General features: G+C 72.3%; 16 protein-coding genes. 4 read left to right on the top strand and 12 right to left on the bottom strand.

Annotated elements, in window-relative coordinates; all coding sequences use genetic code 11:
- Positions 1-272 precede the first annotated feature (272 nt).
- Positions 273-608, top strand: a complete 336-nt coding sequence (locus DXZ73_RS05785) for a DUF6415 family natural product biosynthesis protein (RefSeq protein ID WP_116209937.1) — start codon at positions 273-275, stop codon at positions 606-608.
- A gap of 533 nt (positions 609-1141) precedes the next feature.
- Here DXZ73_RS05785 and DXZ73_RS05780 read toward each other — a convergent pair.
- From DXZ73_RS05780 to DXZ73_RS05755, 6 genes are all read right to left on the bottom strand, one after another.
- Positions 1142-2293, bottom strand: a complete 1152-nt coding sequence (locus DXZ73_RS05780; RefSeq protein ID WP_116209936.1) for a substrate-binding domain-containing protein — start codon at positions 2291-2293, stop codon at positions 1142-1144.
- Between the two features lie 23 nt (positions 2294-2316).
- A complete protein-coding gene (locus tag DXZ73_RS05775; RefSeq protein ID WP_116209935.1) occupies positions 2317-3366 on the bottom strand; it encodes an ABC transporter permease in 1050 nt (349 codons plus the stop codon).
- Positions 3363-4904, bottom strand: a complete 1542-nt coding sequence (locus DXZ73_RS05770) for a sugar ABC transporter ATP-binding protein (RefSeq protein ID WP_116209934.1) — start codon at positions 4902-4904, stop codon at positions 3363-3365. Before DXZ73_RS05770 ends, DXZ73_RS05775 begins: the two co-directional genes overlap by 4 nt.
- A gap of 82 nt (positions 4905-4986) precedes the next feature.
- The gene (locus DXZ73_RS05765; RefSeq protein ID WP_116209933.1) at positions 4987-7827 is read right to left on the bottom strand and encodes a SpoIIE family protein phosphatase; all 2841 of its coding nucleotides are present in this window, start codon (positions 7825-7827) and stop codon (positions 4987-4989) included.
- Between the two features lie 159 nt (positions 7828-7986).
- Complete coding sequence (locus DXZ73_RS05760; protein WP_116209932.1) at positions 7987-8943, bottom strand: cyclase family protein; 957 nt, start codon at positions 8941-8943, stop codon at positions 7987-7989.
- The gene (locus tag DXZ73_RS05755) at positions 8940-9914 is read right to left on the bottom strand and encodes an alpha/beta fold hydrolase (RefSeq protein ID WP_116215437.1); all 975 of its coding nucleotides are present in this window, start codon (positions 9912-9914) and stop codon (positions 8940-8942) included. Before DXZ73_RS05755 ends, DXZ73_RS05760 begins: the two co-directional genes overlap by 4 nt.
- A 125-nt stretch (positions 9915-10039) precedes the next feature.
- On the opposite strand from DXZ73_RS05755, the gene DXZ73_RS05750 reads away from it, so the two are divergent.
- Complete coding sequence (locus DXZ73_RS05750) at positions 10040-10654, top strand: TetR/AcrR family transcriptional regulator (RefSeq protein ID WP_116209931.1); 615 nt, start codon at positions 10040-10042, stop codon at positions 10652-10654.
- A gap of 232 nt (positions 10655-10886) precedes the next feature.
- Entirely contained in the window at positions 10887-11777 is an 891-nt protein-coding gene (locus tag DXZ73_RS05745) for a methyltransferase domain-containing protein (protein WP_116209930.1), read from the top strand.
- A 15-nt stretch (positions 11778-11792) separates the two neighbouring features.
- Here the strand turns inward: DXZ73_RS05745 and DXZ73_RS05740 are convergent, their stop codons facing one another.
- The 5 genes from DXZ73_RS05740 to DXZ73_RS37930 form a co-directional block, all read right to left on the bottom strand.
- Entirely contained in the window at positions 11793-15767 is a 3975-nt protein-coding gene (locus DXZ73_RS05740; protein WP_116209929.1) for a helix-turn-helix domain-containing protein, read from the bottom strand.
- A 215-nt stretch (positions 15768-15982) separates the two neighbouring features.
- Entirely contained in the window at positions 15983-16552 is a 570-nt protein-coding gene (locus tag DXZ73_RS05735) for a universal stress protein (protein WP_116209928.1), read from the bottom strand.
- Positions 16553-16733: 181 nt separating this feature from the next.
- Positions 16734-17111, bottom strand: a complete 378-nt coding sequence (locus tag DXZ73_RS05730; RefSeq protein WP_116209927.1) for a hypothetical protein — start codon at positions 17109-17111, stop codon at positions 16734-16736.
- A 42-nt stretch (positions 17112-17153) separates the two neighbouring features.
- Entirely contained in the window at positions 17154-17768 is a 615-nt protein-coding gene (locus DXZ73_RS05725; protein ID WP_205519117.1) for a disulfide bond formation protein B, read from the bottom strand.
- Positions 17765-17932 (bottom strand): hypothetical protein, encoded by a 168-nt coding sequence (locus tag DXZ73_RS37930; RefSeq protein ID WP_162890058.1) that lies wholly within the window; start codon positions 17930-17932, stop codon positions 17765-17767. Before DXZ73_RS37930 ends, DXZ73_RS05725 begins: the two co-directional genes overlap by 4 nt.
- Before the next feature lie 190 nt (positions 17933-18122).
- Between DXZ73_RS37930 and DXZ73_RS05720 the strand changes: the two genes are divergently transcribed.
- Positions 18123-19310, top strand: coding sequence for a sensor histidine kinase (locus DXZ73_RS05720; protein ID WP_116209926.1), 1188 nt, complete (start codon positions 18123-18125; stop codon positions 19308-19310).
- Positions 19311-19320: 10 nt separating this feature from the next.
- On the opposite strand, the gene DXZ73_RS40035 is transcribed toward DXZ73_RS05720, so the two are convergent.
- Positions 19321-21549: an FUSC family protein gene (locus DXZ73_RS40035; protein WP_116209925.1), complete on the bottom strand. Its 2229-nt coding sequence runs from the start codon at positions 21547-21549 to the stop codon at positions 19321-19323.
- Between the last annotated feature and the right edge of the window lies 1 nt (position 21550).

Genomic DNA, 21550 nt, shown 5'->3' with positions numbered 1-21550 from the left:
AGCCGACCGCACCTGGGTCCTGCCGCCGACCTGGACAGCGCTCACGGACGCGGGACACCTGCGAGAAGCGCTCGAAGCAACGCGGGCGACAGAGGTGCCGCGGTGTCCGTGACGCGCCCAGTCCGCCCCCACGTCGAGCATCACTGCCGGGTAGGCCAGCACAGGAAATGCCCGGGCGTCATCGCCATCCGCCGGGTCGGAGCACCGCCTCACACGGCCCGGACCGAATCCCTCACCTGCACGTGCACATGCCACCGGAAGACGGGCACACCATGACCACCGCCACTCCACAGAACACCATCCCGGACACCGGGGTGCTCGTCAGAGACATCAGCCGCGGACTCGCGCCCCGGGGCGAACATGCCGCCTTGCAAGACCTTGAGGAGCGGCTCCGCGCTCACATCGAAGCCCTGATCCCGCTCGTGGAAGAAGACAAGGGGAGGAGCGGCAGGATCGGGGACGCCGTACGGAACAGTGCAGCGATGCGCGGCCGTCGGCTTCTGAGCAGCCGGATGATCGACGCGGACCCTTCCCCTGCACAGGAGCGGGTCGTATTCGCTCTTGCCCACGCGGCCAGGTCGCTCCTGCTGTACGCGAGCCTGCGATGAAGCCCCCGTCGAACTGGCCCGCCGTCGACGCGGGCGCCGCGGCCACCGAGTGGCTTTCCCAAGCGCTGCTCCTTCCCAGCAGGGGCGAGTGGGTACGTGGTGACTCGGCGCAGGTGCTCACCGGGGTTCTCTTCGACGCCGTGCAGATCCCCGTCGAAGTGCTCCACTTTCAAGCCGGCTCGGCCGATCGGGGCGCCGTCGAGGCCGTCTTCCGGCAGGCCGGGATCGACAGTGCGGTCATCGCCCAACCTGCGTACGGCTGGTACTACGCATTGGTGCCCCTGGGAACCGCTCGGTCATGGGATGCGCCCTGCGAATGCTTCGGGGTTTCGCACAGCATCGCCGTACCCGCACCTCACCGTGCGGATCCGCCTGGTGTCCACTGGCTGCTGACACCACCGGATGGTGCCGCATCGCTCTGTGATCCGGAGCGTGTGCGAAAGATGGTGGCCCCTCGCCGGGGTCGGCAGGAGGGCGGCACTTGAGAGCCGGGATCCGCTTGCCAGGTTGAGCGAACTCCCCTTTCCAGACCCCTACTTGCCCCAGATCTTCAGATACGCCGCACGATACCCGCGCGGGTCCCAGGCCGTGAGTCCGCCGCTGTTGGCCGCCGTGGCGATGTGTACGGGGACCACGTATCCGCTGGCGGGGGCGTCGGAGAAGGCGCGGTTGAATTCGTCGACGATCTGCCAGCCCTGCTCGGAGAGCGGCTCGGGCACGGTGGCCGCCTGGAACTGCCCGCTGTCGATGCGTTGGAAGGCGGAGGGGTCGCCGTCGCCCGCGCCGATGTTGAAGGGGGGCCCGGCGCCCTTCCTGCGGGCGGCGCGCAGGGCCGGGGCGGCGTCGGCGAAGTAGACGTCGTTGATGGCGATGGAGTGGGTCCACTTCTCCCCGAAGCGGGAGAGGAGCGAGGAGACCTCCTGGGGCGTGCGGCTGCTGGTGTCCGAGATCGGGATGTTCTCCTCCGTCAGGAGCCGCACGCCGGAGCAGGTGGCGAGTTCCTTCTTGATCAGTTCGGACTTGTTCCTGGCGAAGGGGATTGACGCATCGGTGAACATGACGACTCCGGCGTCGCCGTGGGAGTGCGTGATGATCCAGTCCGCGCTGATCCTCGCGACGTCCTGGACCTTGGTGGTGATGTTGCTGAAGAGTTCGGGGTTCCGGCTGGGGCCGGGGGAGTCGACCGCGTGCCAGCCGATGAGCGGGATGTGGTCCGCGCCCGCCTTCGCGACCTGCTGAGAGGTCAGGTGGGGGTCGAAGCCGCCGATGACGATGCCTGAAGGCCGGAGGGTGACGGCCTGGCCGAACGCCGCCTGGATCCCGGCGGGGGTGCCCTGGCCGTCGATCACCCGGACGCTCCAGCCGATGGCCTTCGCGGCTTCCCGTACGCCCTTGGCGGTGCCCGCGACGCCGGGGTTGGTCATGGTCTGCGCGACGTAGACGATGTTCTTGCCGGGGACCGCCGTGGGGCCGCTGGTGGGGCCGTTCCACGCGGAGTCGGTCTTCTCGGCCTGCTGGACGGCCCGTCCGGCCTCGGCCAGGGCGCTGGGACAGACGGTCTTTGCCGGTGCCGGAGGGAGGGGCACGGCGCCGGTCGACGCACCGCGCTCGCAGCCGGCGGTGACGGTGGCCGCCACTGCCAGGACGGCCACGGTCCCCAGGGCGGTCTTGCGGTTCGTACGCACGGGCGTTCCTCGTGGAGAGGGTGTCAGCGGGGCGCGGGGTGGCGGGTGCGGGAGGAATCCGTCCGTCGTCGGCGCAGCTGTCGGCGAGCGGCGTAGCCGGCCAGGCCGACGGCGATGAGCAGGGTGGTGCCGTTGAAGAGCGGGGTGACCCAGAACCGGGCGCCGAGCTGGCCGATGCCGGCGAGGCCGATGGCGAGGAGGGTGACGGCGACGAGGGTGCCCAGGGCGTTCGCGCGGCCGGGTCTGATCGTGGTGGAGCCGAGCAGCGCGCCGACGAAGGCGGGCAGCAGGTGGTCCATGCCGACGCTGGGGTTGCCGATCTGCTGCTGCGCGGCGAGCAGGACACCGGCGGCGCCGACGACGAGGCCCGATCCGACGAAGGCGTGGATGACGTACCTGCGGGAGGGGATGCCCACCAGCTCGGCGGCGCGGGAGTTGGACCCGATGACGTACAGGTACCGGCCCAGCGGCAGCCGTTCCAGGAGCAGCCACAGCACCGCCGTGAGGGCGAGGACGTAGAAGGCGGATACGGGCAGGCCGAGGAACCTGGAGTCGTAGAGGTCGGTGAAAGCGACGGGCAGGCCGTGCGGGCCGGGGACGATCCGGGCCCCGTCGGTGATCCAGCCGGTGAAGGCGTACATGATGCTGCCGGTGCCCAGGGTGGCGATGAAGGAGTCGATCCTCGCGAATTCGACGACGGCGCCGTTGACGGCGCCGACGAGCGCCCCGCCGAGGACCACCACGAGGCAGGCGAGGGGCCAGGGCCACCCTTCGGTGACGACGAGCCGCATCGTCGTGACGTGCGCGAGGCCGAGGCCGTAGCCGATCGACAGGTCGAACTTGCCGGTGGCGATGGGGATCGTCGCGCCGAGCGCGAGGAGGGCGGGAATCGACTGGTTGGACAGGACGGCGGAGATGTTGTCCAGGGTGGGAAACGTGTCCGGCAGTGCGATGGAGAAGGCGAGGAACAGCAGGGCGGTCAGGGCCAGGAGGCCGTAGGCGCCGATGAGGTGACCGAACCGGTGGTCCAGCAGGGAGCGGAGCGAAGGGGCCGGTGGGGGTGAGGGGGTCATCGTCCCGGCGCCCCGGTCAGGGGAGGCATGGCCGAGGCGGCACGGGTGAGTTCGGTGACGGTGAGGGCTTCGCCGCTCAGCTCCTCCGTCACGGTCCCGCGGACGAATACCAGCGCCCGGTGGCACACGTCGGCGACCTCCTCGAAGTCGGTGGAGATGAGCAGGACGGCGAGACCCGCGGCGAGTGCGTCCCTGAGCAGGCGGTAGATCGCGGCCTTGGCGCCGACGTCGACTCCGGAGGTCGGTTCCTCCAGGATGAGCAGGGTCCGGCTCGGCCCGAGCCAACGGCCGATCATGACCTTCTGCTGGTTTCCTCCGGACAGGGTGGCGATGGGCACCTCGCTGTCCCGCGGGTGCACCGAGAACCGCTCGATCAGGGCAGTGGCCTCGGCGCGCTCGCGCCCCGGGCTCATCCAGTGTGTGCCCGGCAGCCCGCCCGCCCGGGGGTTGGCCAGGAAGTTCTCCCGTACGGTCAGTTCGGGGGCACAGCCCTCCTCCTGGCGGTTGCTGGTCACGAAGCCGACTCCGGCGTCGACGGCGGCCATGACCGTGCCCGGCCGGTACGGCCGGCCCTCCAGCAGGGCCCGGCCGCCGAGGATCGGCCGGGAGCCGGCGAGGGCGCGGCCGAGCTCCATGTGTCCTGCGCCGGTGAGGCCCACCATGCCGAGGATCTCTCCGGCGCGCAGGCGCAGGCCGACCGGTCCGGTGTTCTCGGTCCGTACGCCGTCGAGGGCGAGGACGGCGGGCCCCGCGGCGGGGGCGGCCGGGCGGTGGTGGCCACCCGGGTCGTGGCCCACGATGTCGCGCACCAGCCGGGCGGGCCCGTAGCCGGCGAGTGGGCCGTGGCTGACGATGCGGCCGTCGCGCAGGACGGCGAAGGTGTCGGCGACCTTGTACACCTCGTCGAGCCGGTGGGTGACGAAGACGATGGCGCGCCCGTGGTCGCGCAGGGTGTGCAGTACGTCGAAGAGCCGGGCGCAGTCCGCCGCCGGGAGGCTGGCGGTCGGCTCGTCCAGGACGATGACTCCGGCTCGCGTGCACAGCGCGCGGGCGATGGCCACCAGGGAGCGTTCGGCTCGGGTGAGGTCGGCGACGACGGCGTCCGGGTCGAGGTGCGCGGCGACGATGCCCAGGGCCTCGGCGCACTGCCGGCGGGTCCGCCGCCAGGACACGAGACCGGCGCGGCGCGGGTATCCGGCGCCCAGGGCGATGTTCTCGGCGACCGTCATCCACCCGACCAGCCCCAGGTCCTGGTGGATGAAGGACAGGGCGTGGGAGGCCGCCTCGGTGCCGAGCGGATGTCCGGCGACGGTCACTTCGCCCTCGTCGGCGCGGTGGACGCCCGCGAGCACCTTGATGAGAGTGGACTTCCCGGCGCCGTTGGGGCCGAGCAGGGCCAGGACGCTGCCGGGGTCGATGTCGAGGTCGACCGCGTCGAGTGCGACCGTGCCGCCGAACCGCTTGCCGAGGCCGCGCACGCGGACGAGAGGTCTCGGGTCACGGCCCGGGAGAGGACTGATTTCAGGAGTGTCGCGCACAGACTTCTCCGGGACCGGTCAGGACAAGCTGGTGCATTTTCGTCATGCTACGGTCCGGTCGGCCGTGATGCCGGACGGTCCGTCAGATTGCGGGAATGTCGTCGAAGTCGAAGGCCGCCCCGACGGCGCCGGGCTTCCCTCCCGGCACCTCCAGAGCGCACTCGGCCCAGATGACCTTGCCGTCGGCGGTGTAGCGGGTGCCCCAGGACTGGGAGAGCTGTGCGACGAGGAAGAGGCCGCGGCCGCCCTCGTCGGTGGTGGCGGCGTGGCGCAGGTGCGGGGCGGTGCTGCTGGTGTCGGAGACCTCGCAGGTCAGCGTGCGGTCGTAGAGCAGGCGCACCTGAATGGGGCCGGTGCCGTACCGGATGGCGTTGGTGACCAGCTCGCTGAGCAGCAGTTCGGTCGCGAAGCCGATCTCTTCCAGCCCCCATTCGGTCAGCCGGTGGGTGACGGCGGCGCGGAGGGAGGAGACGAGCGCCGGGTCGGCGGGCAGGTCCCAGGTGGCGATCCGGTGGGCGTCCAGGGTGTGGGTGCGGGCGACGAGCAGGGCGATGTCATCGGCGGGGTGGTCGGGGACCACGGTCCGGAGAACGGCCTGGCAGGTGTCCTCGGGCGGGCGGTTCGGGTGGGCCAGGGCCCGGCGCAGCTGCTCCAGGGCCGCGTCGAAGTCGCGGTGGCGGTCCTCGATGAGCCCGTCGGTGTAGAGGACCAGCTGGCTGCCTTCGGGAAGGTCGAACTCGGCGGTTTCGAAGGGGAGGCCGCCCAGTCCCAGCGGCGGCCCGGCGGGCAGGTCGGGGAAGGTGACGGTGCCGTCGGGGCGGACCAGCGCGGGCGGCGGGTGGCCGGCCCGGGCCATGGTGCATTGCTGCGACGTGGGGTCGTAGATGGCGTACAGACAGGTGGCGCCGATGATGCCGGTGCTGCACGCGGAGGGGTCCTCGCCGCCCTCCTCCCGGTCCAGGCGCCCCACGAGGTTGTCGAGGTGGGTGAGGACCTCGTCCGGGGGCAGGTCCAGCTCGGCGAAGTTGCGCGCGGCGGTGCGCAGCCGGCCCATGGTGGCGGCGGCGTGCAGCCCGTGGCCGACGACGTCCCCGACGACGAGGGCGACGCGGGTGCTGGAGAGGGGGATGACGTCGAACCAGTCCCCGCCGACTCCGGACTCGGCCGGCATATAGCGGTGCGCGACCTCGACGGCGTTCTGCTCGGGGAAGCCCTGGGGCAGCAGACTGCGCTGCAAGGCGAGGACCATGGCGTGTTCGCGGGTGTAGCGGCGGGCGTTGTCGATGCAGATGGCGGCGCGTGTGGTGAGTTCCTGGGCCAGTGAACGGTCGTCGTCGCCGAAGGGGGCGGGGTCCCGCGAGCGGTAGAAGCTCGCTATGCCCAGGGCGATGCCGCGGGCGAGGAGCGGGACGGCGATGAGGGAGTGGACGTCGAGGGCGAGCAGGCGCTGGGCGGCCGCGGGGTCCTGGGCGATCCAGCCGGAGGCGGTCCGCAGGTCGGGCTCCAGTACGGTGTGCCCGCTGGTCAGACAGCGGAGCTGGGGCGTGATCGGCCGGAGGTCGATCCGCTCGCCCACGGGATAGAAGGGGTAGTCGTCGCGAATGCCGTGGACCACCGTGCGATGCAGGTCCTTGCAGGGGTCGGTCGGCTCGTCGCCGCGCAGCACCGCCTCGGGCAGGTCGATGGTGACGAAGTCCGCCAGGCCCGGTACGGCCATCTCGGCGAGTTCCCGGGCGGTGCGGCTCACATCCAGGGTGGTGCCGATGCGGGTGCTGGCCTCGGACAGCAGCTCCAGGCGGCGCCGGGCCGCCACGGCGTACTTCCCCACCCCCGGCTCGCCCACCAGCACCAGCCCGCTGGTGGCGCCGCCGACGGGACGTTCGGTGACGCCGGGCCGGTGAGCCGTCACGCCGGTCCGGCCGGGTGCGGTGCCGGGCGGCGGGACGACGTGGGCGAGGAGCCGGTGCTCCAGAAGGTCGTGCGGCGCGCGGGCCTCGGACGCGCGGGGTTCGGTGGGGACGGCGAGGCGCTGGTGGTCCGAGGCGAGGACCGCCTCGATGGCGATGCCCTCCACCCCGGAGGGGCTTGTCACCGGGCGGCTCAGCAGGGTGACCCGGCGGTCGCCGGGCAGGGGCACCTCGACGGCGGCCCGCTGGGCCGAGGAGATCAGCTCGGTGGCCTTCTCCTTGAGGATCATCTGGTCGTGCCAGTCCAGCCCGCTCGCGGCGAGCTCGCCCGGGTGCCCGTCGTCGGCCGGCATGCGGCGCCGCGCGTCGAGGTACGCCCGCAGCAGGGCGCGCTCCCTCGCCGAACTCTGTTCCAGCAGCCGCCGTTCGATGGCCTCGGCCGCCCTGCGGATCACGATGTCCAGCGACGCGTCCGCGTCGGTGTAGGGGTAGCCGAGGCAGAGGACTCCCTCGATGCGCCCGTTGAGCAGGTCCCGGACGGGAATCGCCGCACACGCGTTGGACTGGGAGCGTTCGGCGAAGTGCTCGGCGCCGTAGATGTTGATGAGGCGCCGCTCGGCGAGTGCCAGGCCGATGCCGTTGGTCCCGCCGAACTTCTCGGCGAACACGAAGCCCGGCACGCTCTGGATCGGGGCCAGGTGCCTGACCATCGAGGGTTCGCCGAAACGGCGTTGCAGCACCGCCCCGCGCTCATCGGCGAGGGACACGTTCATGTTCCGGCCCGCGAACATGGACTCCAGCCGGTCCAGTACGGGCCCGGCCGCGCGGAGGAGGCGGCCGTCCAGATCGAGGTCCTGGGTGTAGGGAAGCTCGCACCCGTCGGGTGAGAGCCCCAGTGACTGGCAACGCTGCCACGAACTCAGGATCGGGCTTCGCACGGCCGCCTCGACCGACCCACCGCCGAGGAACTGCTCACGGGCGAGCACGGGGCCGATGCCTTCTGCCACGTGCCCCATCCGGACCACTTCCCTCGTCGGTGCGTGCGCCCATGACCACCCGTACGTCGGAGCGGCCGCACTGTCGCTCCATTTTAGAACTTTGCCGACATAACGGTATCGATCGCCGACAGGTGACCTACCGATACCGTCCGTCTCCGGTGCCGGGCGTTTCCGCCGTCACAGCACCGCGACCGGATTGACGGGCGAGCCCGTACCGCCCGGGATGTCGAGGGGGGCCACGACGAGCAGGAACTCGTAACGGCCGGTCCCGGCTCCGGCGGCGGAGAGCGCTTCGAGGTCGAGGTTGTCCAGCAGCGGCACACCCATCGCGGCGACGGCGAGCGCGTGGACCGGGGAATGCAGGCCCTCGACCGGCGAGGGCCGTACGTCGCTGTCGCCGTCGCCGCCGAGCAGGGCGATGCCGCGCTCGGCCAGCAGCGGCACGGCGTCCACGTGGAGGCCCGCGCTCGCCGCGTCGGCGTCCCAGGCGCCCAGCTCCCGGCGGCGGCGGAACCGGCCGACCCGCAGCAGCACCGCGTCGCCCTCGCCGATCTCCACGTCGAGCGCCGCCTCCGCGGCGAGGACGTCCGCGGCGTGCACGGCCTGCCCGGGCTCCAGCCAGGGCTTCCCCAGCACGGCGGGCAGGTCGAGGAGCACCCCCTTGGTCACCAGGGGGCCGAGCGCCGAGACGTCACCGAAGCGGGCACCTCCCGCGCCGACGAGCTCCCGCGCCGCACCGCCGCCGTAGAGGCGCCCGCGGTAGGCGATGTGGGAGAGCGCGTCCAGATGGCTGACGCCCTTGCCGTGGTAGTCGGCGCCGATGAAGTCCTTGTGGGTGGACGGCTCGGGGGCCTCGACGTCGCCGAGGTCGGACATGTAGTGCAGGGCGGGCTTGCTGTTGTCCGGGGCGGGCGCGGTGTCCCACGGCCGCCCCAGCGGGACGACGGTCCCGGACCGGACCAGGGAGGCGGCCCGCCGGACGTGGTCCGCGGTCACCCGGTTCCAGGCCCCACGGCCGGCGGGCGCCCAGCGGCCCCACGTGCGGACCGTCTCGAAGAGCGCGTCGAACTCCCGCCGGGAGACGGCCGGCCCGTTGCGAGCGCCGGTCGGCGCGTCGGTGGGATTGCTGCTCATCTGCTCCTCGGCGCTCCAGGGGTGCGGGCACCCGGACCCGTGAACGGCTTCGCCGCCGGCCGGTCGACGGATCCCATGAAGCTCAGTATGCGCGTGTTGACCTGCTCCGCATGGTCGATCTGCGGGCCGTGGCCGGTGTCCGCGACGATCTCGGCGCAGGCGCCCGGTATCAGGCGCGGGACGCGCTCCGCCTGCCGCCGCGGGTGCACGAGAAGGCTCCGCTTGCCGAGCACCAGATGGACGGGGGTGCGGATGGTGCGCAGCTCGTCCTCGGTGAGGGGGAGGGGAGCGGGGCGGCGGATGCGGTAGGCGCGCACGCCGGCCCTGATCATCGCGCGCAGCTCGGGCACGACGAGGACCGGCTGCTCCAGCCAGGCCGCCAGGCGCGGGCGCAGCGCCTTGGGGGCGAAGGTCGCGAAAAGGCTGGCGAAGATCCAGACGAAGAAGCGCAGCCCCACCTTCTCCAGGCCGCCGGGGTCGAGCAGCGTCACCGAGGCGAGGCGGCCGGGCCTCAGATGCGCCTGGTTCAGGGCGAGCCACCCGCCGTAGGAGGAGCCGACGAGGTGGACGCGGTCGAGGCCGAGACCGGCGAGCGCCTCGTCCAGCCACTGCGCGGCGCGTTCGGGCCGGTGGATCGGCTCGCGCTGGACGCTGCGGCCCGGGTCGCCCGGGGTGTCGAGCGCGTAGACCGGGCGGTCGGCGCCGAGCGCGGCGGTGTTCGGGTACCACATGGCGGAACAGGAGCCCGCCCCGTGCACCAGGACGACCGGGGTGCGGGACGCGGCGGCGGGGTCCGCGGGGCCGTAGCGGTAGACGTGCGTGGTCCCGAAGCCCGTCTCCACGTCCGTCTCCTCGAGCGCGGGCGCGCCCATCGCGTATACCGCGTCGCAGGCCGCGAAGTAGCGGTCGCGCAAGGCGTCGTTCACATAGCGGCCGACATCGGTTCGGGCGCGGGTCGTGGACTTGGGCACGGTGGCCACCTCCGGGAGCATCCTTCCTTGGTGATACGACCGTACCATGATGGTGATACGGGCGTACCATGAAGACTGTCCGGCAGGGCCCGGAACAACAGGAACCGACGAGCGGAGACGCGACGATGCCCAAGCACGTGGACCACGACGTACGACGCGCCGAGATCGCCGAGGCACTCGTACGGGTCGCCGGACGGCGCGGACTGCACGCCGTGGGGATGCGCGACGTGGCAGCGGAGGCGGGGGTGTCGCTGCGCCTGGTGCAGTACTACTTCCAGACCAAGGAGAAGCTGCTCCTCCACGGGCTGCACCACCTGGCCCGCGGCTTCGGCGAGCGGGTCACCGCCCGGGTCGTGGCCATCGGGGACGACCCGGGCCCCCGCGCGGTGATCGAGGCACTGCTGATGGCCGCGCTCCCGACCGACGAGGAGAGCCGCCGCTTCCACCTCCTCTACACCTCGTACGCCGTACTGGCCGTCACGGACGAGTCGCTCGCCGCGCAGCCCTTCATCGACAACCCCAACGCCGCCGAGGACACCGTGGCCGGACTGCTCCAGAAGGCGAAGGACGCCGGGCTCACCGGCCCCGACGTGGACGCGCGCACGGAAGCGATCAGCCTGCTCGCCATGTCCGCGGGGCTCGGCACCGGCGTCCTGGTCGGCCAGCGCGGTCCGGAGTCCGCAGCCGACGTCCTCGGCCACCACCTGGACCGGATTTTCCAGGACGGGCGGGACGGCTGAGGCGCACCCCCGCATCCCCGAAACCGCCTGCCGGGCAACCGACTTCGTGTCTAGGGTGGGAACCAGCCCGATCCAGCACCCCTCAGGGCGGGAGAACAGCGATGACCGGAAACGACCGACAGTCGGGGGACGGACAGGTCGGCGGGCCCTACTCCAGCCCCGGCGACCCGGGCAATCCGATGCCCGAACCGGACGACACCGACATCGAGGACGACTAGAAGACGGCCGCACGATGGTGATGACCGCGAAGGGCCTGCGCGCGCGCTGCGCACGGGAGATGAGCCGCGGCCCCCGCGGGTTCGCGCACTGCTCCTGGCTCCACCAGGCGTTCCTCGACGTGCCCCGGGAACACTTCGTGCCGGACCGCGTGTGGTGGCCCGCCCCCGGCGACGACGGCCGCTACGCCCTGATCGACCGGAACGTGCGGCCACGGGCCTGGCTCAAGGCGGTCTACCTGCCCGGAGTCGCGCTCATCACGCAGATCGACGACGGAACGGTGGCCCCCACCGCGCCGGCCGTCGGCGCGTTCACCTCCAGCATCTCCTCACCCGGCGTCGTGGTCGAACTGCTGCGCCACCTCGCGCCCGAGCCCGGCGGGAGTGTCCTGGAGGTCGGCACCGGCACCGGCTACACCACGGCGCTCCTGGCCCACCGCGCCGGCGCCGCCTCGGTGACCACGATGGAGATCGACCCCCACCTCGCCACCCGGGCCAGGGACCGCCTGCACGCCCTCGGAACGACCCCCGGCTTCATCGTGGGCGACGGCGAGGAGGGCCACGCCGACGGCGGGCCGTACGACCGCATCGTCTCCACCGCCTCGGTACGCCGGATCCCCCCTGCCTGGCTGCGACAGCTCAAACCGGGCGGCGTGCTCGTCACCCCGCTCGACAGCCCTTACGGCCATGACCTGTTGGTGCGTCTCGTCGCGGACGGCCATGGCGGCGCGACAGGGACCGCGGTGGCGCGGGTGGAGTTCATGCGGGTACGCGGGCAACGCGCGCCACGCCCCTACGCGGAGCTCGGCTGGAGCGGGGAACCGGGCGCCGCGGGGTGGGAGGACCTGAAAGTGACGGCCGGTCAGGCCGGTCAGCGCATCACCTACGCCGTCGTGGAGCACACCTGACCGGACCGTCGTCCTTCAGCGTGCCCCGACGAAGTCGGCGCCGCACGGCGGTCGGTAGGCCAGGCCGGGGAAGTACCGGTCCCACTCGGAGCGGGTGATGGTGGGTGGTCCGGAGGCGCAGATACGTGCGGCGGCACGCGTGACGTCGGTTTCCCACAGCCGGGCGGTGTGGTCGCCGCCCGCGGTGGCAAGGGTGTGCCCGTCGGGACTGAAGGTCACCGAGAAGACCGTGTCGGTGTGGCCCGTGAGGGTGGCCACTCTGCGGGGACGGTGTGGGTCGGCGACGCCCCACAACCGGGCGGTGCCGTCCGCGCCGGCGGTGGCCAGGGTGCGCCCGTCCGGACTGAAGGCCGCCGAGAAGACGGTGTCGGTGTGGCCCGTGAGCGAGGCGAGCCTGCCGGGGTGCCGGGGATCGGTGACATCCCACAGCCGTACGACGTGATCGCGACCGGCGGTGGCCAGGGTGTGCCCGTCCGGGCTGAACACCGCCGACCACGCGGTGTCCGTATGGCCCGTGAGAGTGGCCAGTCCGCGGGGGCGCCGTGGGTCGGTGACATCCCACAGCCGCACCGTGTGGTCGTCGCTGGTGGTCGCCATGCTGTGCCCGTCGGGGCTGAACGCCAGCGAATAGACCGTGTCGGTATGGCCGCTGAGTGCGGCGAGCTTGGTGGGGCGGCGCGGGTCGGTGATGTCCCACAGCCGGACGGTGGCGAAGCCGTCGCTGGCGGTGGCCACCGTCCGCCCGTCCGGGCTGAAGGCCGCCACATAGACGTTCTCGTTGACTCCGGTGAGGGTGCCGAGTCCGGCCGGATGGCGGGGATCGCTGACGTCCCACAGCCGCACGGTGCTGTCCTGACAGGTGGTGGCCAGGACGCGCCCGTCGGGGCTGAAGGCCACGAGGAGGACATTGTTGTTGGCGATCCCGGTCAGGGTGGCGAGACCGACCGGGTGGTACGGGTCGGCGACGTCCCACAGCCGCACCGTGTGATCGTCGCCGGCGGTGGCCAAGGTACGCCTGTCGGGACTGAACATCGCCGAGAGGTAGGCACTGCCGTGGCCTGTGAGAGCGGGCCCCGCGATGTCCCACAGCCGTGCGGTGCGGTCGTCGCTCCCGGTGGCCAGGCTGAGTCCATCGGGACTGAACAGCACCGAACGGACGTGGTCCGTATGGCCGGTGAGCGTGGCCAGTCTGCCGGGGCGCCGTGGATCGGTGATGTCCCACAGCCGTGCGGTGTGGTCGTCGCTCCCCGTCGCCAGGGTGTGCCCGTCGGGGCTGAAGGCCACCGAGAGCACGGCGTCGGTGTGGCCGGTGAGTGCGGTCGGCTCGCCGGGGTGGCGTGGGTCGGTGATGTCCCACAGTCGTGCGGTGTGGTCGGCGCTCGCGGTGGCCAAGGTGTGTCCGTCCGGGCTGAACGCCGCGGACCGCACGTTGTTCGCGTGGCGCCTGAGAGTGGTGAGCTCCACCGGGGCATGGGGATCGGCGACACCCCATATCTTCACGCTGTGGTCACGGCCGACAGTCGCCAGGGTGTGCCCGTCGGGGCTGAACACCACCGAGCCCACACTGCCGGTGTGGCCGGTGAGTGTGGCCGACTCACCGGGGTGGCGTGGGTCGGTGACGTCCCACAGGCGTACGGTGCGGTCGTCGCCGGAAGTCGCCAGGGTGTGTCCGTCGGGGCTGAACACCACCGAGCGGACGTCTTTGGTGTGGCCGGTGAGAGTGGCGAGGCCCGTCGGGTGGCGGGGATCGGTGATGTCCCACAGCCGTACGGTGTGGTCGTCGCTTCCGGTGGCCAGAGTGCGCCCGTTCGCGCTGTACGCAACCGCGTTGACGGCGCCGGTGTGGCCGGTGAGCGGGACCGGATTCCTCGGGTGGCGTGGGTCGGTGATGTCCCACAGCCGTGCGGTGTGGTCGTCGCTCCCCGTCGCCAGGGTGTGCCCATCGGGGCTGAACACCACTGATTCGACGATGCCGGTGTGACCGCCGAGGAGGGTGGCGGAAGGAGTGCCGGCGGTGCTGAGCACGCTGGTGCGGGCTTCGGTGGTGGGGGCGAGACGGTAGGCGGCGAGGCCGACCTGCGCCGCCAGCGCCGGATCGGCGCTCTGGAGTGCCGCGGCTTCGACGGCGGCTTGCCGGGACACGGCGATGTCACGCTGCTGCGCGGCACTCCGCTGCTCCCGGACGGCGATGACGGTGGCGGTCACCGCGAGCAGGGCGAGCGCCGTGAGGAGCGCGACGAGCCGGTGCAGACGGCGGGTGCGACGACGGGTCGAGGCATGTTCCCTCCCCTCGGCCACGATGCTCGTGTCGAGGAACTCCTGCCCCAGCGGGGAAAGCGGTGAGGCCCCGGCGGCCGCCCACTCGCGTGCGAGTGCCAGCCGGGTGCCCCGGTAGAGGTGGCTGGCGTCCCGTTCCTCGCGCTCCCATGTCGCGGCGGCGTCCAGGAGGAGCTGATGGTCGCGCAGCCCGGCGCGGTCCTCGCCGATCCAGGCGCGCAGCCGTGGCCAGGCGCGCAGCAGGGCCTCGTGGGCGAACTCGACGTGTTCGGCGTCGACCGTCAGCAGCCGGGCCCGGGCGAAGACGTCCAGGACGGCGGCGGCCGCCTGCGGCGCGGGGTCGCGTTCCAGCAGGCCGCCGCGGTCCGCGCGCCGACCGGTCTCGTTGTCGTCGCCGATGCGGACGAGTTGGAGCAGCACCCGGCGGGCCACGGCCTGCCCTTCGGGCGACAGGGAGGTATAGGCGCGCTCCGCGGTGGCGCCCACCGCCCCCGCGATGCCTCCGGTCGCCTGGTACCCGGCCACGGTCAGCAGCGCGTCCCGTCGGTGCTGCCAGGTGCCCTGGAGGGCGTGGGACAACAGGGGCAGCAGCCCGGAGGGGGCGGTGTCCGAAGCGGGTCCGGCCATGTGGGCGGGCGTGAAACCGGCGTCCCGCAGCAGGATTTCCACCAGTCCCGGCTCCAGCTCCAGGCCCGTGGCCCGGGCGGGCGCGGTGATGGCCTCGCGGAGCTGCGCGGAACTCATGGGCCCGACGGGGACGTGGCCGTGGCGCAGGCCGGCCGCCAGTTGGGGATGGGCCAGGCACGAGCCGTAGAAGTCCGCGCGCACCCCCAGGACGACCAGGGCCGTGGGGCCGTCGTCCGCGCCCTCGGGCGTCGTCGCCACGGCGTGCAGGACCTCGACGAAGGCGAGCCGCTCCGCCTCGTCCTGGCACAACGTGAACGTCTCCTCGAACTGGTCCACCACCAGGACCGGCCGCAGCGGGGACGTGGCCGGTGCTTCGGGGCCCTCGCCACGGAGCGGGTCGCCGCTGCCACGCATCACGGCGGCGAAGCGGTCCGGGCCCTCGGCCAGGGCCGCTATCAGCTCGGCCTCGGCGGCCCCGGTCGCCGCTGCCGTCTGTGTCAGCAGCTCCTTGACGGGGTGGTCGCCGGGCGTGAACAGGGCCACCGGCCAGGCGCTCGAACCGGTTGCCGGCAGTGCACCGCGGGCCAGCGCCGGTATCAGACCGGCCCGCAACAAGGACGACTTGCCCGCCCCCGAGGGGGCTATGACCAGCAGCGGCCCCGCCCCGTCCAGCCGCTCGGTCAGCTGCGCGACCAGAACGGCCGTGGCCTCGTCCCGCCCGAAGAACCAGGGGGCGTCATCCGGGCCGTAGGCGGACAGGCCGCGGTAGGGGCAGGCGCTCTCCGTGCCCGGACGGCCGGAGTCCGCCGGGCCCGCGTTCCCGTCGGGCGCGGTGGCCGACCGCTCCAGGACGCCGCCGGTCTCCAGCGCCCGGTCGCAGGCGCGCGCGACATCGACGGTCAGCGGCTTCTCGCCGTTCTCGACCTTGCTCAGGTAGCCCTTGCTGTAGAACGACAGCCGCGACAACGCGGCCAGCGACACCCCGCGCTCGTGCCGCAACCGCCGTAGATGTGCGCCGGCACCAGTGGGCGCCGCATCCCCGGATGCGGCCCCCGGCTCCGCGTGCTCCTGCTGCCCGCCCACCATTCGCCCGTCCCCTTTTGGCACTCGTGAGTACCCGTCAATGCGCCGTCGGCAACTGTTTCATCGCGCACTCACGATCTCAACCACCTTGGAGGCGTACGCATCGGCACAGCTCAGCGGGGTTTCCCTGTTTCCCCCGCACCGGAGGCAACAGGGAAACCCTTTCACCCCACAGGGAAGCTCTCCTGCGCCGGTCCGTGCTCCACCCGGGCCGGGTCTCAGTCCTCGCGGTCGGGGTCCGTCGACCTGATCCACACGTCCGTCGGGCCGACCGGTACCACGACGGGAGGGTGCCTCCGTGGCGGTCTCGCCGCCTCGCGGGCGTCCCGCGCGTCCGTCTCGTCGGGATGGACGACCATGACGGGGCCGCAGGCGTGCCTGAGGCAGTGGCGGCTGACCGAGCCGTGGAGGAACCGGTGCCACAGACCATGGCTGCCGGCCCCGAGCACCAGCATGTCCGTGTCGTGGCGGGCGCTGGCCACCAGCGCCGGTCCGGGTTCCGCGCGGATGACCCTCGGGGCCACCCTCTGGTTGAACGGCTCGGCGCCCAGTGCGCTCTCGCACGTCTTGGTCAGAGCCTTGCGGGCCCTGGCCTCCCAGTGCGCGCGGATGTCGGCCGGTGCGGGGAAGAGGGAATCCGCCGCCTCCCCTCCGGGCGGCGTCCAGGCCAGCACCGGGCACAGGGCCGCGCCATGGCGGGCCGCCTCCTGCGCGCCCTGCTTGAGCGCGGCCACGCTGCCCGCCGAGCCGTCCACGCCGACGATCACGCGCTTCACCATCCGAGACATGTCATCCACCTCTCTCAGGAATCCGCTGTACGGCAATGTGGCGACCCACGCTAGGGAGAACCCGCATTGCCGCGTATCGGCCTAATGAATGAGAAATCGGATGAAAAGCAATCCCCCGATCGGGGGGGGGGCAAGCCGCAGGAGAGCCGTCCCGCGTACGGTTCGCCGCGAGCGCGTTCCCTCAGGCACAGGAGCCGAGGCAGTGGGTCCTCAAGACCTCGTGTCCGTCGACGGTCCCGGTGAAATCGCCCCTGGTCGTGCCCTTGCCCTCGTCGTCGTTGACGGCGTCCGTGACCGACCCGGCCAGGCGCACGGCCTTGCCGTCGAGCGTCGTGGCCGTGCATTCGAACGCGAGCCAGCCCTGGTGACGGACCTGTGGGGTGGCGGTGCAGGAGAGCTTGCCCTTGAGCTCCACGCCCGCTTTCTTCAGGGTCACGTCCCCGACGCCTTCGCCGGCGAGGTTGGCCGCGACGCCGTTCATCCTGTCGGCGGTGGTCGAGCACGCGCCGCACGCCAGGATCCCGGCCACGGCGGCAGCGACGACGACGCGCAGGCGCATGCGCATTTCCTTCCGGTGGTTGTGCGGTGGCGGTACGGGCGGCTACTTGATCCCGAGGTCGTAGAGCAGCTCGTAACGGGTCGGGACATGCGGGAGCTTCCAGTGGAATCCCACCTCGAAGAAGACGGACACCACATTGGCCGCGATCAGCGCGAGGAAGAGGCCGAGGACGAGCTTGGGGACCACGCCGAGCGGGAGCTGCCGCGGGGGCGAGAGCTCGACCGCGAAGAGCATGTTGACGCCGGACCAGAGCACCACGATCGCGAAGGTGACGAACGCCCAGGTGTAGGCGTGCAGACCCAGGACCGCGCTGCCGTAACCGGGGTCGAGAGGGGCTCCGCGGTTCGTGAGCTGCCGCAGCGACATCAGCATGCCGATCACGGCCCCGATGAGGGTGTAGCCGTAGCCCCGGGCGAAATTGGTCACGGACATCTCCCCGTGCGCCGTCCGGCTGATGATGTAGACGGGCCCCATACAGGTGAAGATCATGGCCATGCGCTGCAGCATGCACAGCACGCACGGCAGCTCGGAGGAGGCGAACTGCAACAGGAACGCGCAGAGCAGCACCACGCAGAAGGCGAAGACGAAGACGACCGCACCCCAGTACCCGGCGAGGCTGAGATCCCGCTGGACCGAACGGGGAATCTGGAGACTCACAGCGTCACCTCGGTCACGCCGGGCGTGAACACCTCGTGGAACATCCACCAGCCGACGACCAGCACGAGCGAGATCCCCCAGAGGTACCAGATGTGCGGATCGCGGGGCTTCCTGATGATGAGGACGGCCATCGCGGCCATGAGGGCGATCACAATGGCGTCCATGACACCTCCGAGCCGGACGGCTTTCGAGCACCGGTCACTGAGGTACGAGGCTGTCGCGCGGGGCGGCCCGGCATGCCACCGACACGCCCCACTTCCCCCAGGTGGGGGATGGAAACATCGGATAAGGTCTGCTTGATCCGCTTCTGTGACCCTTCACCGGACCCGCACGGGGTTGTTCGGACGGTGCGCGATGGCGACTCGCTGGCGCGAGCAGCAGATGGACGGCGTGGTCGAGCTGACGACGCGCTACGCCGCCTGGCTCCGGCTGCCGACGATGATCCTGCTGGTGCTGACCGGCATCCAGTCGCCGGCCGCAGGCCACTGGTACTACGTCGTGCTCGCGCTGTACGTCGCCTGGGCCACGGCACGCCTGTCCAGTGTGTACCGGCACGCACTCGCCGGGACACACGGCGCGATGAGCGCCGCGGTCGTCGACGTGGTGGCCGTAGCGGCACTTTCGGTGCTCTCGGGAGGACCGGATTCGCAGGCCCGTTACGCCTTCTACGTCCTGCCGATGACCAGCATCCTGTGGCAGCTGCCGAAGGTGACCGCCAAGCTGGGCGGCCTGTGCCTCGTCGCCTACACGGCCAACTCCTTCGACTACCTCCACGGCGACCTCACCCCCCGGTTCTGGCAAGTCGTGGCGGACGAGGCGTTCCTCCTGTGGGACGTGGGCGTGTGCGTCCTGCTCGCCGACCTGCTGCGGCGGCGCAGCGAACGGGTCTCCGCCCTGCTGGACAACCGCGAGCTGCTCCTGCGCGACGCCCTGGCCGCCGAGGGCCGGGAGCGCGCGGAGCTCGCCGAGGCCCTGCACGACAGCGCGATCCAGAACCTGCTGGCCGCGCTGCACGACCTGGAGGACGTCGAGGCCGAGGCGGCGGCGCCCGCCCTGACCCGGGCCGAGAACGAGGTGCGCAGGACGGTCCGGGAGATCCGGGACGTCACCTTCGACCTCCACCCCCAGGTGCTCCAGGCGGCGGGGCTCGCGGCCGCGCTGGAGGCCGTCGGCGAGCGCCTCGCCCGCCGGGGCGGCTTCACCGTCCACTACGACCTGCGGCTGACCGGCCGGGTACCGGGCGAGGCCCTGCTCTACTCGACCGCGCGGGAGCTCCTGAACAACGTGGTGAAACACGCCGGGGCGAAGCACGTCTGGGTGTCCCTGGCACGCGAGGAGAACGACACCGTGCTGATCGTGCGCGACGACGGCAAGGGCTTCGACAAGGAGATCATCCAGCAGCGGCTGCGCGCCGGACACATCGGTCTGGCCAGCCACTACGTACGGGTCGAGAGCGCCGGAGGCCGCTTCTCGGTGGACAGCGCGCCGGGCCGCTCGACCACGGTGGAGGTGCGGCTGCCGTACGCCCATGTGGACCGGTGACGGCCCGCCGTCACGTCGCGGTGGAATCCTCTGCCGCCCCGCCCGTGGCTCCCCGCGTATGGCCGCCGCCGCTGCATGCCTGGTCGAACTCGGCCGTGTCGTACCTGATGCCGGTGAGCCAGGCTTCGAGGTCGGCGACGAGCAGCACGGCGGAGGCGGGGGTGTCCGTGGTGTGCCGGGTGACGGCACTCAACGGACCTGATTCATCAGCCCGGTAGGGGCCCGGGTCCCCGGGCGCGACTGCTCCGCCACGGCGGACGGACTCGGCCGAACGCCGGCAGCCTTCCGCCACGCGTTCGGCCAGGGCGGCCAGTCGGGCCGTGGCCTCCGCGGGCAGGGGAGTGGTGTCGCGGCTGTGACCGGAGAGCAGGAGTTCTCCTCCGCCGATGGTGCTGTAGCCCGGTGCCATCGCCAGTTCCCAGGGTGGTTCGGGCGTCTGCGGGGAGGCTCGCTCGGTGCGGTGCTGGGCGTAGGCCGCCTGGGCCAGCTGCATCGCGCGCCGGGCCGGGTCGAGCGTGGTGGTGCCGTCGGCGCGGCGGTGGCTCAGCCCGTCGGTGACGGCGCTGACGCCCTGCGCGCTGAGGTCCATGAAGTCGGCGACCGAGCGCCGCAGTTCGCCCTGGGCGCCCCGGGGCCAGGCGAGCAGGCTGGCGGCCGCGCCGAGGGAACCTCCGATGACGACGTCCAGGAACCGCCAGGTGGGGATCTGCAGGTCCGGCGGCTCGATCTGGGCGAAGACCACGACGAGGGTGATGGTCAGCGCGCCCTGCACCCAGGCGGGGCCGAGCACAGGGCCCACGCCGAAGCCGAGGACGAGGACGACGGGGGCCACCGCGATGTAGAAGGCGGGGACATCGCCGACGGCGACGACCAGCACTGCCGCGACGGCCGCGCCCAGGGCCGTTCCGAGGAAGGCGGGCAGGAGCGCGCCCCGTGTGTCCGACGCGGAGGTGCGCAGCAGGCTCAGGGTCGCGAGCAGTACCCAGAAGCCGTGCGGCAGGTCGAGGGCGCCGACGACCAGCCGGGCGCCGGCCAGGGCGACGGCGCTGCGCAGGGCGTTCTGCAGGAGCACCGAGCGCGGTGTCAGATGGACCCGCAACCGCCGCCACCAGCGGGCGGGCGCGCTCATCGTCGCGTACCGGAACGGTCCGCCGGGGCGGCGCCACCGGGCGCCGAGCGGCGCGCCGAAGGCGATCCGGGCGCCTTCGCCGACGAGCCGGGTGGCTTCGGCCGTGCCGATGGCGATGGCGTGCTGCCGCAGCTGCAGTGCCGAGGCGTCGGCGGCGATCCGGGTGCGCTCCGCGGCGAAGACGTCCAGTGCCTCGGCCAGGGGGTCGGCCGCGGTGGGCGCCGGGTCCTCCGTACGCAGGGTCTGCGCGGCCTGCCGCAGCGCCGTCGCGGTCCGCTCCAGCAGCCGCGCAGTGGCGGGATCCGGGCTGTGGGCTCGCGCGGCCAGCCGGTCCAGCTGGTTGCCGACGTGCCGCAGGGTCGCGCGGGTGTCGTAGAGGGCGCGGGCGCGCAGCGACGCCGCGGTTGGCCGCTCGGGCGGCGCCACGTGGGACATCCGGGTCGCGACCAGCGTTTGCGCCACCCGCTCCTGGTCGTGCGACATGTCGGCGGCATCCCCGGCGGTGAGGCGCCCCACCGCGGCGCAGTAGCCGGCCATCGCCTCCACCGCGTCGGCGAGCAGGAGCCGGTACGAGGCCGGTCGCGGGCCCGCCCACAGCAGCCGGTCGACGAGGGCGCTCAGCAGGATGCCGACGGCCAGCCCGGTCAGCCGGTGGCCGAGCGTCTCGGGGGCGTACGGCGGGAAGCAGGGGAGCAGGTAGTAGAGCTGGAAGGACGTGGCCAGTCCGCCAAGGCCCGGGCCGCCGACGCCGAGGTAGGAGGTCACGAAGGCCACGGCGAACATGCCGCAGGCGGCGCTCCAGGAGTGCGCGGCGAGCAGGGTCCCGGCGGTGACGAGGACCAGGCCGACCGGCAGCACCGCGAGGAGCGCGCGGGTGCGCTGCCGGGCGGTGCCCGGAATCTGTGAGAACAAGGTCAGGGGGATGGCGCCGAACAGGGCGTAGAGCGCCATGTCCCGCTGCCCGAACCCGTACCGCAGCGCGTAGAAGGCCCCGAGTCCGGCCAGGGTGCCCCAGAGCGCGCGCCGCAGGTATTGCGGGCCGTCGGGCTGCCGCAGCAGCCACCTCAGCGGGTTGCCGATCGTCATCACGGGATCCGGGGAGGACGCCATG

The organism is Streptoverticillium olivoreticuli subsp. olivoreticuli (genome assembly GCF_003391135.1).
Lineage (GTDB): Bacteria > Actinomycetota > Actinomycetes > Streptomycetales > Streptomycetaceae > Streptomyces > Streptomyces blastmyceticus.
The sequence above is the reverse complement of the archived record's forward strand: the minus strand, read 5'-3'. Positions and strand labels throughout refer to the sequence as shown.

What these genes read in the sequence shown, in the direction of transcription:
- DXZ73_RS05740 (WP_116209929.1), bottom strand. Translation starts at nt 15,767, where the DNA reads ATGGTGGGCGGGCAGCAGGAGCACGCGGAGCCGGGGGCCGCATCCGGG.
- DXZ73_RS05745 (WP_116209930.1), top strand. Translation starts at nt 10,887, where the DNA reads ATGGTGATGACCGCGAAGGGCCTGCGCGCGCGCTGCGCACGGGAGATG.
- DXZ73_RS05750 (WP_116209931.1), top strand. Translation starts at nt 10,040, where the DNA reads ATGCCCAAGCACGTGGACCACGACGTACGACGCGCCGAGATCGCCGAG.
- DXZ73_RS05785 (WP_116209937.1), top strand. Translation starts at nt 273, where the DNA reads ATGACCACCGCCACTCCACAGAACACCATCCCGGACACCGGGGTGCTC.
- DXZ73_RS05775 (WP_116209935.1), bottom strand. Translation starts at nt 3,366, where the DNA reads ATGACCCCCTCACCCCCACCGGCCCCTTCGCTCCGCTCCCTGCTGGAC.
- DXZ73_RS40035 (WP_116209925.1), bottom strand. Translation starts at nt 21,549, where the DNA reads ATGGCGTCCTCCCCGGATCCCGTGATGACGATCGGCAACCCGCTGAGG.
- DXZ73_RS05730 (WP_116209927.1), bottom strand. Translation starts at nt 17,111, where the DNA reads ATGCGCCTGCGCGTCGTCGTCGCTGCCGCCGTGGCCGGGATCCTGGCG.
- DXZ73_RS05765 (WP_116209933.1), bottom strand. Translation starts at nt 7,827, where the DNA reads ATGGGGCACGTGGCAGAAGGCATCGGCCCCGTGCTCGCCCGTGAGCAG.
- DXZ73_RS05735 (WP_116209928.1), bottom strand. Translation starts at nt 16,552, where the DNA reads ATGTCTCGGATGGTGAAGCGCGTGATCGTCGGCGTGGACGGCTCGGCG.
- DXZ73_RS05720 (WP_116209926.1), top strand. Translation starts at nt 18,123, where the DNA reads ATGGCGACTCGCTGGCGCGAGCAGCAGATGGACGGCGTGGTCGAGCTG.
- DXZ73_RS37930 (WP_162890058.1), bottom strand. Translation starts at nt 17,932, where the DNA reads ATGGACGCCATTGTGATCGCCCTCATGGCCGCGATGGCCGTCCTCATC.
- DXZ73_RS05760 (WP_116209932.1), bottom strand. Translation starts at nt 8,943, where the DNA reads ATGAGCAGCAATCCCACCGACGCGCCGACCGGCGCTCGCAACGGGCCG.